We start from the raw sequence: 10,095 nt of genomic DNA, 5'->3' as shown, positions 1-10,095 counted from the left end.
GTTGGTCACTGCCGCTTCCTCCCCCTCTCAGTGCGTGTACGAATGCGAGCCGTACAGGTTCGGGTGTTCGAGTGATGAACGCGAGTGTCTGTGTACGAGTGAGGAACGAAGGGCCCAGGAGCCCGGGTTCCGCCCGGCCTCACTCGTTCCGGTGAACTCTCCTGCGGTCACAGCCGCTTGACCCCCTTGATGCGCCCGGCGCGCGCCGTTCGCGCCCGCCCGGCCTTCATCTTCAGGCTGCCTAGCCCGCCCCGCTGGCCGCCGATGCGCAGCCCGGTACCGCCGGAGAGCCAGCCCGAGGAGATGTTCGGCTTCTTCGCCTGGGAGTTGGTATCGGCGAGCGGGTCGTTCTCCGCGCGCCGGGCCAGCGCCATGATCCCGGGGACCACGAACGGCGCGAGCAGCAGGTCGTACAGCGCGGCCGTGAACAGCAGACTGCCGAGGCCGACGTGGCGGGCTGCGGTGTCCCCGACGAGGGCGCCGACACCGGCGTACAGCAGCGTCGCACTGATCGCGGCGACGACCACGACCACCATCGGCCCGGTGGCCGACTTCAGCCGGCCGCTCTCCGGCTTGATGAGCCCGGCGAGGTAGCCGATCACGCACAGCACCAGCGCATAGCGGCCGGCGGCATGATCGGCGGGCGGGGCGAGGTCGGCGAGCAGGCCGGCGCCGAAGCCGACGAGGGCGCCGCCGACATGGCCGTAGACCATGGCGAGGCCCAGCACGGTGAGGAGCAGCAGGTCGGGTACGGCGCCCGGGAGGTGGAGGCGTGAGAGGACGCTCACCTGAAGGACCAGGGCGACGACGACCAGGGAGGACGAGAGCAGGATTCGGTTGACGCGCATGGGGCTTCAGCTCCTACTGCTCTTGCTCGTACTGGTTCTGGGCATCGGCTGGAGGTTGGTACTGGCCATCCGCCTGAGGCTCGTTCCGACCGTCCGCCTGAGGCTGGTTCTGACCGTCGGCCTGCGGCTGCTCCTGGCCGTCTCCCGGGAGCTCGGCGCCCGGGGTGACGGTCACCGTCACGGTCGGCCTCGGGGTGGGCTTGGGCTTGTCGGGGAGCACCGTGTTGCGCGGGTCGTGCTCGGGGGCCTGGACGACGACCCCGACGATGTCGAGCTTGCTGAAGCCGACGTACGGCGTGACGTACAGGGTGCGGGTCAGGTTGCCGCCGGACGGGTCGACACGCGAGACGACGCCGACCGGGACGCCGGGCACGAACGGCTTGTCGGCCTGCGAGCCGAAGGTGACGAGACGGTCGCCCTTCTTCACCTCGGCCTTGCCGTTGAGGAGTTCGACGCGCAGCGGCCGGTCGCCCTGGCCGGAGGCGAAGCCGAGCTCGTCGCTGGACTCCATGCGGGTACCGACGGTGAAGTCGGGGTCGTTGGCGAGCAGTACGGTCGCGGTGTCGGGGCCGACGGTGGTGACCCGCCCGACCAGCCCGTCCCCGTTCAGGACGGTCATGTCGCGCTTGATGCCGTCGTTGGCGCCGACGTCGATGGTGATCGTCCAGGAGAAGCCCTGGGCAGCTCCTATGGCGATGACCTCGGCGCCCTTGATCCCGTACTGCCCCTTGCCGGCGATCTTCAGCATCTTGTCGAGCTGCTTCAGCCGGCTGCGGTCACGGTCGTCACTGCCGAGCTTCGCCTTGAGGGCGGCGTTCTCCTGCTCCAGCCGGGCGAGCCGGTCATGGCGCTCACCGGAGTCACGGATCGCGGCGACCGCGTTGCCGACCGGGTTCACCGCGGCCGACACACCGTCCTCGATCGGGCCGAAGACCGTGGCGGCGGCATGGCGGGCACCGTCGACCGGTGAATCCTCCCCACCGCGGATGTCCACCGTGATCAGCGCGAACGCGATGGCGATCAGCAGCACCAGGAGCAGCCGGCTCTCTCGTGTGTCCCTCACGTGCGGCGGCCGTGCCCTTCCTCATAGGAATTCGGGAAACCCCCGGTAAACCCGCGGGGTTCTGTATACGGAGTTGGCGGAGTTGGTACGCGGAGCTGTACGAGAAGTTTTGAGGCTCATCGGGGAGCTTATGCCTCTATATCAACGATCCGCCGTACGAGAGGAGATCATCCCGTACGGCGGAATCGAAGAGTTACGTCATCTGCGCGGCTGGGCGTCCAGCACCTGCTGCAACGCCTCGAACTCCTCGACGCACTTGCCCGAGCCGAGCGCCACGCTGTCCAGCGGGTCCTCGGCGATGTGGATCGGCATGCCGGTCTCGCGGCGCAGCCGCTCGTCGAGGCCGCGCAGCAGGGCGCCACCGCCGGTCAGAACGATTCCTCGGTCCATGATGTCGCCGGACAGCTCCGGCGGGCACTTGTCGAGGGTCGTCTTCACGGCATCGACGATCGCGTTGACCGGTTCCTCGATGGCCTTGCGGACTTCGGCCGCGGAGATGACGACGGTCTTCGGCAGCCCGGAGACGAGATCCCGGCCACGGATTTCGGTGTGCTCGTCGGAATCGAGATCGTACGCAGAACCGATCGTGATCTTGATCTGTTCGGCCGTCCGCTCACCCAGCAGAAGGGAGTACTCCTTCTTGATGTGCTGGATGATCGCGTTGTCCAGTTCGTCACCCGCGACGCGGATGGACTGGGCGGTGACGATGCCGCCGAGGGAGATGACCGCGACCTCCGTGGTGCCGCCGCCGATGTCGACCACCATGTTGCCCGTGGCCTCGTGGACCGGCAGGCCGGAGCCGATGGCCGCGGCCATGGGCTCCTCGATGATGTGCACCTGACGGGCGCCGGCCTGGGACGACGCCTCGATGACGGCGCGGCGCTCGACGCCCGTGATGCCGGAGGGCACACAGACGACGACCCGCGGACGAGCCAGATACCGCCGCTTGTGGATCTTCAGGATGAAGTAGCGGAGCATTCGCTCGGTGATCTCGAAGTCGGCGATCACGCCGTCCTTCAGCGGACGAACGGCAACGATGTTGCCGGGCGTGCGCCCGATCATCTTCTTCGCTTCGGCGCCGACCGCGAGAATTCCACCGGTGTTCGTGTTGATCGCGACGACGGACGGCTCGTTGAGTACGATCCCGCGACCCCTGACGTACACCAGCGTGTTGGCGGTCCCGAGGTCGACAGCCATGTCACGGCCGATGAACGACATTGAGTTCCCCATCAGGATTCGTCTGGCCTTCCTGGGAGCTTTTGATGGCTTATCAGGTCGGCGAAGTGGGTGCTGTGACGTGAAGGCTTCCATCGTAGACGCGCCTTCGCGAACACTGCGGGAGGGTCTTCGCCATTGTCAGCAGATGACGAACCGCCCCGCTTGTGGAGACGGGCCATCGGGGGCACTCGTTCCCTCGATCGCCACGCATATGCACACCGGTGTGGGGACTACCGGGAGCTACCGGAACTTCGGCCCCCCACACCTCGTTTTTACGACAGCTGCGAGCTACGCGCGACCCGGGAAGAAGATCTTCACCTCGCGCTCGGCGGACTCCTCCGAGTCGGAGGCGTGGATCAGGTTCTCGCGCACGATCACGCCGTAGTCACCACGGATGGAGCCGGGCGCGGCGGCGATCGGGTCGGTCGGACCGGCCAGGGCGCGCAGCCCCTCGACGACCCGCTCGCCCTCGACGATCAGGGCGACGACCGGACCGGATGCCATGAACTCCACCAGCGGCTCGTAGAAAGGCTTGCCCTTGTGCTCGCCGTAGTGCTGCTCCAGGGTCTCCTGGTCCAGGGTGCGCAGCTCCAGCGCGGTGATCTGCCAGCCGGCCTTGCGCTCGATACGGCTGATGATCTCGCCGGTCAGGCCGCGGCGGACAGCGTCGGGCTTGAGCAGGACGAGGGTGCGCTGGGTCACGGGAGGGCTCCTTCTTACAGCCGGTGGTGCGGTGGGATGAGGTTACAGGGCGTGTCCGGGCTCCTGTTACGCAGTGTCAGCTTGTACTCAAGCGCCGGACGGGCTGGTTTTGTCACCCTGAGCCGCGAAGCGCGCCTTCGCCTCGTCGACCTTTCTCCCGAAATGCACCGACGCCCACCACAGCGCCGCGAAGATCACGCCCAGCACGAACATCGTGGGGACGATGAAACCGGAGGCGATCAGCGCGATCTGCAGCGCCCAGCCGAGGGCGACGCCGCCGGGGCGGGTCACCAGGCCGCACAGCAGCACACACAGGAACATCGCGATCCCGCTGACCGTCCACACCTGCGCCATGGACAGGTCGGGGTCCTTCATGGCGACCAGACCGGCGAAGCCGATGACGAAGAACTCGCCGATCAGCGTCGAGGAACAGAGCGTACGCATTCTTCGGACTCAGCCCTTCCCCAGGAGCAGCCGGGCTTCGCCGACCGTGATGACGGACCCGGTGACCAGCACACCGCCGCCCGCGAACTCGCCCTCCTCCTCGGCCAGCGTGATCGCGGCCTCCAGGGCGTCCGGCAGCCGCGGCTCGACCTGCACGCGGTCCTCACCGAACACCTCGACGGCGATGGCGGCGAGCTCGTCGGCGTCCATGGCGCGCTGGGTGGAGTTCTGCGTGACGACGACCTCGGCGAAGATCGGCTCGAAGGCCTCCAGCAGCCCCCGCACGTTCTTGTCGCCGCTCGCGCCCACGACCCCGATCAGCCGGCTGAAGTCGAACGCCTCCCCGATCGCGTCGGCGGTGACCCGCGCGCCGGCCGGGTTGTGAGCGGCGTCCAGCACGACGGTCGGAGAGCGTCGTACGACCTCCATCCGCCCCGGCGAGGCGACGGCGGCGAACGCCTTGCGGACCGTGTCGATGTCCAGCTGCTCGGCCCGTGCCGCGCCGACGCCGAAGAACGCCTCCACCGCGGCAAGGGCGACGGCGGCGTTGTGCGCCTGGTGCGCGCCGTGCAGCGGCAGATACACCTCGGGGTACTCACCGCCCAGCCCGCGCAGCGTGACCAGCTGCCCGCCGACGGCGACCTGACGTGCGACGACCCCGAACTCCAGCCCCTCGCGGGCCACCGTGGCGTCGACCTCCACGGCCTTCTTCAGCAGCACCTGCGCCGCGTCCACCGGCTGCTGGGCCATGATCACGGTCGCGTCCTGCTTGACGATCCCGGCCTTCTCGGTGGCGATCTCACCCGGAGTGGAGCCCAGCCGGTCGGTGTGATCGAGGTCTATGGGGGTCACGACGGCGACATCGCCGTCGATGACGTTGGTGGCGTCCCAGGAGCCGCCCATCCCGACCTCCACGACGGCGACGTCGACCGGCGCGTCGGCGAACGCCGCGTACGCCATGCCCGTCAGCACCTCGAAGAAGGACAGGCGGTACTCCTGCGAGGAGTCGATCATCTCGACGTACGGCTTGATGTCGTGGTACGTCTCGATGAAGCGCTCGGCGGAGATCGGGGCGCCGTCCAGGCTGATCCGCTCGGTGATCGACTGGACGTGCGGCGAGGTGTAGCGGCCGGTGCGGAGCTCGAAGCCGCCGAGGAGGGCCTCGATCATGCGGGCCGTCGACGTCTTGCCGTTGGTGCCGGTGATGTGGATCGAGGGGTACGACCGCTGCGGATCGCCCAGCACGTCCATGAGTGCGGCGATACGGCTGACCGAGGGCTCCAGCTTGGTCTCGCCCCAGCGTGTCGCCAGCTCCGCCTCGACCTCGCGCAGCGCCTTGTCGACCTCGGGGTCCTCGGGGCGTGCCGGGACGTCGGCGCTCGGCGCTCCGCCCTGGGTTCGCAGGGTTCGGCTGCCGGCTTCGATGACGGCGAGGTCGGGATCACGGTCGGTTTCCGCCGCGATGATCTCGTCGAAGGGGTCGTCGCTCTCACTCACGGGGCCAGTCTACGGAGGGGGACTGACAGTGCGCCCAGGGAGTGGGGTGGTGGGGGTTGACGGGCGGCTGACGGCCGGTGGGGGCTGGTCGCGCAGTTCCTCGCGCCCCTGAGTAGGCAAAGGCCCCCTGTGCTGCACCGCACAGGGGGCCTTCAGTCGCGTAGAACGACTCACGCTTCCGGCAAGCGCTCCAGCTGGGCCTTGATCCGGGCGATGTCCTCGTCCGCCTTCGCGAGACGGCCGCGGATCTTGTCCACGACGTTGTCCGGGGCCTTCGCCAGGAAGGCTTCGTTGCCGAGCTTGGCGGTGGCCTGGGCCTTCTCCTTCTCGGCGGCGGCGAGGTCCTTCGCGAGGCGCTTGCGCTCCGCCGCCACGTCGATCGTGCCGGAGAGGTCGAGGGCGACCTCGGCGCCGGCGATCGGGAGGGTCGCCGTCGCCGTGAAGTTCTCACCCTCCGGCTGGAGGCGCAGCAGCTGGCGGATGGCCGGCTCGTGCGGGGCGAGTGCCGTGCCGTCGAGGGTCAGGCGGGCCGGGACGCGCTGGCCCGGCTGCAGGCCCTGGTCGGCGCGGAAGCGGCGGACCTCGGTGATGACCGACTGGAGCGACTCGATCTCCTGCTCCGCGCCCTTGTCACGGAAGCCGCTGTCGCTCGGCCACTCGGCGATCACGATCGACTCGCCGCCCGTGAGGGTGGTCCACAGCGTCTCCGTGACGAACGGGACCACCGGGTGCAGCAGCTTCAGGGTGATGTCGAGGACCTCACCGAGGACACGCTTGGAGACCTCGGCCGCCTCGCCGCCCGCCTGGAACGTCGTCTTCGACAGCTCGACGTACCAGTCGAAGACCTCGTCCCATGCGAAGTGGAAGAGGGCGTCGGACAGCTTGGCGAACTGGAAGTCCTCGTAGAACGCGTCGACTTCGGCGACGACCGAGTTGAGGCGGGAGAGGATCCAGCGGTCCGTGGACGACATCGCCGACGCGTCCGGCAGCGGGCCGTCCACCGTGGCGCCGTTCATCAGCGCGAAGCGGGTCGCGTTCCAGATCTTGTTGGCGAAGTTGCGGGAGCCCTGGACCCAGTCCTCGCCGATCGGGACGTCGACGCCCGGGTTGGCGCCGCGCGCGAGCGTGAAGCGGAGCGCGTCGCTGCCGTACTTGTCCATCCAGTCGAGGGGATTGACGGCGTTCCCGAAGGACTTGGACATCTTCTTGCCGAACTGGTCGCGGACCATGCCGTGCAGGGCGATGGTGTGGAACGGCGGGGTGCCATCCATCGCGTACAGGCCGAACATCATCATCCGGGCGACCCAGAAGAAGAGGATGTCGTAGCCGGTGACCAGGACGGAGTTCGGATAGAACTTCGCGAGCGACTCGGTCTGTTCGGGCCAGCCGAGCGTGGAGAACGGCCACAGACCGGAGGAGAACCAGGTGTCGAGGACGTCGGTGTCCTGACGCCAGCCCTCGCCGCTGGGCGGCTCCTCGTCCGGACCGACGCAGACGACCTCACCCTCGGGGCCGTACCAGACCGGAATCCGGTGCCCCCACCACAACTGCCGCGAAATGCACCAGTCGTGGAGGTTGTCGACCCAGTCGAAGTACCGCTTCTCCATCTCCTGCGGATGGATCTTGACCTTGCCCTCGCGGACCGCGTCACCGGCGGCCTTGGCGAGCGGGCCGACCTTGACCCACCACTGCATGGACAGGCGCGGCTCGATGGTGGTCTTGCAGCGCGAGCAGTGGCCGACGGAGTGGACGTACGGCCGCTTCTCGGCGACGATCCGGCCCTCGGCGCGCAGCGCGCCGACGATGGCCGAGCGGGCCTCAAGACGGTCCAGGCCCTGGAAGGGGCCATGGGCGGTGATGACGGCGTGCTCGTCCATCACGGCGATGGCCGGCAGCTGGTGCCGCTGGCCGATCTCGAAGTCGTTCGGGTCGTGCGCCGGGGTGACCTTGACGGCACCCGTGCCGAACTCGGGGTCGACGTGCTCGTCGGCGACGACGGGGATACGGCGGCCGGTGAGCGGCAGCTCGATCTCGCGGCCGACGAGGTGGCGGTAGCGCTCGTCCTCGGGGTGGACGGCGACGGCGGTGTCGCCGAGCATCGTCTCGGCACGGGTCGTCGCCACGACGATGGAGTCGTCGCCCTCGCCGTACCGGATGGAGACGAGCTCACCGTCGTCGTCCTGGTACTCGACCTCGATGTCCGAGATGGCCGTCAGACAGCGCGGGCACCAGTTGATGATGCGCTCGGCGCGGTAGATCAGCTCGTCGTCGTAGAGGCGCTTGAAGATGGTCTGGACGGCCTGGGACAGCCCCTCGTCCATGGTGAAGCGCTCGCGCGACCAGGCGACGCCGTCACCGAGGCGGCGCATCTGGCCGGAGATCTGCCCGCCGGACTCGCCCTTCCACTGCCAGACCCGCTCGACGAAGGCCTCACGGCCCAGGTCGTGCCGGGACTTGCCCTCCTTGGCGAGCTCCCGCTCGACGACGTTCTGTGTGGCGATACCGGCGTGGTCCATGCCGGGCTGCCACAGCGTCTCGAACCCCTGCATGCGCTTACGACGCGTCAACGCGTCGATGAGGGTGTGCTCGAAGGCGTGCCCGAGGTGCAGGCTGCCCGTGACGTTCGGCGGCGGGATGACAACGGTGTACGGCTGCTTGTCGCTCTTCGCGTCCGCCTCGAAGTAACCGCGCTCTACCCAGCGCTCGTACAGCGGCCCCTCTACGTCGGCCGGCGCGTACTGGGTCGGCAGTTCGGTGTGGGGCGCTGATGGCTGCTGCTGAGCGTTCTCGGTCACCCGCTCAGTTTAGGGGTGTCCCGGGCGTGTCCCGAAACGCGTTTGTTCTTTGACATCCTCCCCGCAGTGACCTGCCGGGATTCCTTGTAGCCCTCGATATCCGGCGACGGCTCGGCCGCCGCGGATGAGGGGGTCAGGGGTTCACGCGTGCGTCCCGTACGAGTACGAGACGTAGCAGGCCGGGCCTGGCCTGTCGGTGCGTGCTGTTCACCGCATTGTCCTGCGGCAAAGACTGCGCCTACGTGATCACGAAGGGCGCGGCCGAGGATGACGACCGAGGCGTTGTGGTCCGCGTCGTCAGTGTGCCCACACCCGGTGCAGGCGAAGGTGTCGCGGCTGAGCCGCGACGCGGGGTCCCAGAGGTTGCAGGCACCACACGTCTGCGATGTCCTGGCCGGTTGCACCAGGACAAGCTCAGATCCGTAAGCCGCGCACTTGTAGACCAATTGCCGACGACGCTCCCCCGGGAGATTGTCGAGGACGGCCCGGTTCAGACCGGCCTTCTGAGAGACTCGCACGCCAGGCTGGGCGGTCGTACCCCTGGCACTGCGTGTCATCTGCTTCACGCGAAGATCTTCAATGGCGACCAAGCCGTGGTTCTTGGCCAGGTCTGTGGTGAGCTTGTGCGTGAAGTCGGCCCGACGACGAGCTTGTCTCGACTTCAGCTCCGCGATGGCGCGCAGTGTTCGTCGTAGTCGATTGCTGTACTTCCCTCCCCGATGCCTCTTGGCCTGCCGGATCTGCCGCTCTCTACGACGCTCCAGTCCGGCAAGCCTCCGTCGCTCGCCTTTGGTCAGGGTCTGAGGCATGAGCCGTGGCGCTATCTCGTCCGACAGGTACGCCGACTGCTTCACGCCGAAGTCCAGTCCCACGGGTGGTTGTCCATTCGGCGGGGCGGATGCCGTACCGGTATGGACGCTGAAACTCACATACCAGCGACCGATCGCGTCCCTTCGGAAGGAAACAGCCTTGACCTGCCCGCCGAGCGGGCGTGTCAGCCGGAACCTGACCTCGCCGAGCTTGGGGATGCGCACGCAGGCCCACTTGCGGTTCAGCTTGCGCACGCGCACGGCCTGTCCGGGAAGAGGGATCGCCATGCGCGAAGTGCGCTTCTTGAAGCGCGGGAACCTTGCTGGATGCTCCGCGTTCCAAAAGTTCTCGTAGGCCTGGTCGAGATGCCTGAGGACCTGTTGGGGAGCCTGGGAAGGGAGGTCGCCGATCCACTCAAGGTCGTGGCGAGCCCGGGTCAGGTAGCGGCACTGTTCGTCGGCTCTCAGGTACTTGCGTCGCTGCTTGTACACATAGAGCCGCTGCTCCAGAGCCACGTTCCAGACGGCACGACAGGTGTGCCCCCACTTGCTGAGCCGCTCGGCTTGTTGAGGCGTGGGATAGAGACGGTACTTACGACCGGCGTCGGCTGGATCCTTGGCTACCCTGCCTGCCCTCTTGATCTTCCTCACCGCCGCGCACTCCTCATGGTCACACTCAACTGCCTCTCGGTGGAGGGGCACTGGCTCTTCACGGTATG

General features: G+C 67.9%; 8 protein-coding genes. All 8 read right to left on the bottom strand.

The window, feature by feature from the left end:
* Nucleotides 1-167 precede the first annotated feature (167 nt).
* Complete coding sequence (mreD, locus tag POF73_RS43595) at nt 168-848, bottom strand: rod shape-determining protein MreD (protein ID WP_272124979.1); 681 nt, start codon at nt 846-848, stop codon at nt 168-170.
* A gap of 13 nt (nt 849-861) precedes the next feature.
* Nucleotides 862-1,911, bottom strand: a complete 1,050-nt coding sequence (gene mreC / locus POF73_RS43590; RefSeq protein ID WP_272124978.1) for a rod shape-determining protein MreC — start codon at nt 1,909-1,911, stop codon at nt 862-864.
* 198 nt (nt 1,912-2,109) lie between these two features.
* Nucleotides 2,110-3,129, bottom strand: coding sequence for a rod shape-determining protein (locus POF73_RS43585; protein ID WP_004001297.1), 1,020 nt, complete (start codon nt 3,127-3,129; stop codon nt 2,110-2,112).
* Nucleotides 3,130-3,417: 288 nt separating this feature from the next.
* Nucleotides 3,418-3,831, bottom strand: a complete 414-nt coding sequence (ndk, locus tag POF73_RS43580) for a nucleoside-diphosphate kinase (RefSeq protein ID WP_272124975.1) — start codon at nt 3,829-3,831, stop codon at nt 3,418-3,420.
* A gap of 87 nt (nt 3,832-3,918) precedes the next feature.
* A complete protein-coding gene (locus POF73_RS43575; protein WP_272124974.1) occupies nt 3,919-4,275 on the bottom strand; it encodes a DUF4233 domain-containing protein in 357 nt (118 codons plus the stop codon).
* A 9-nt stretch (nt 4,276-4,284) separates the two neighbouring features.
* Entirely contained in the window at nt 4,285-5,772 is a 1,488-nt protein-coding gene (gene folC / locus POF73_RS43570; protein WP_272124973.1) for a bifunctional tetrahydrofolate synthase/dihydrofolate synthase, read from the bottom strand.
* Nucleotides 5,773-5,942: 170 nt separating this feature from the next.
* A complete protein-coding gene (locus POF73_RS43565) occupies nt 5,943-8,567 on the bottom strand; it encodes a valine--tRNA ligase (RefSeq protein WP_272124972.1) in 2,625 nt (874 codons plus the stop codon).
* A complete protein-coding gene (locus POF73_RS43560; protein ID WP_272124970.1) occupies nt 8,564-10,027 on the bottom strand; it encodes an RNA-guided endonuclease InsQ/TnpB family protein in 1,464 nt (487 codons plus the stop codon). The genes POF73_RS43565 and POF73_RS43560 overlap by 4 nt, the downstream gene beginning before the upstream one ends.
* Nucleotides 10,028-10,095 lie beyond the last annotated feature (68 nt).

It is taken from the genome of Streptomyces sp. HD (assembly GCF_028369295.1).
GTDB lineage: Bacteria > Actinomycetota > Actinomycetes > Streptomycetales > Streptomycetaceae > Streptomyces.
The sequence above is the reverse complement of the archived record's forward strand: the minus strand, read 5'-3'. Positions and strand labels throughout refer to the sequence as shown.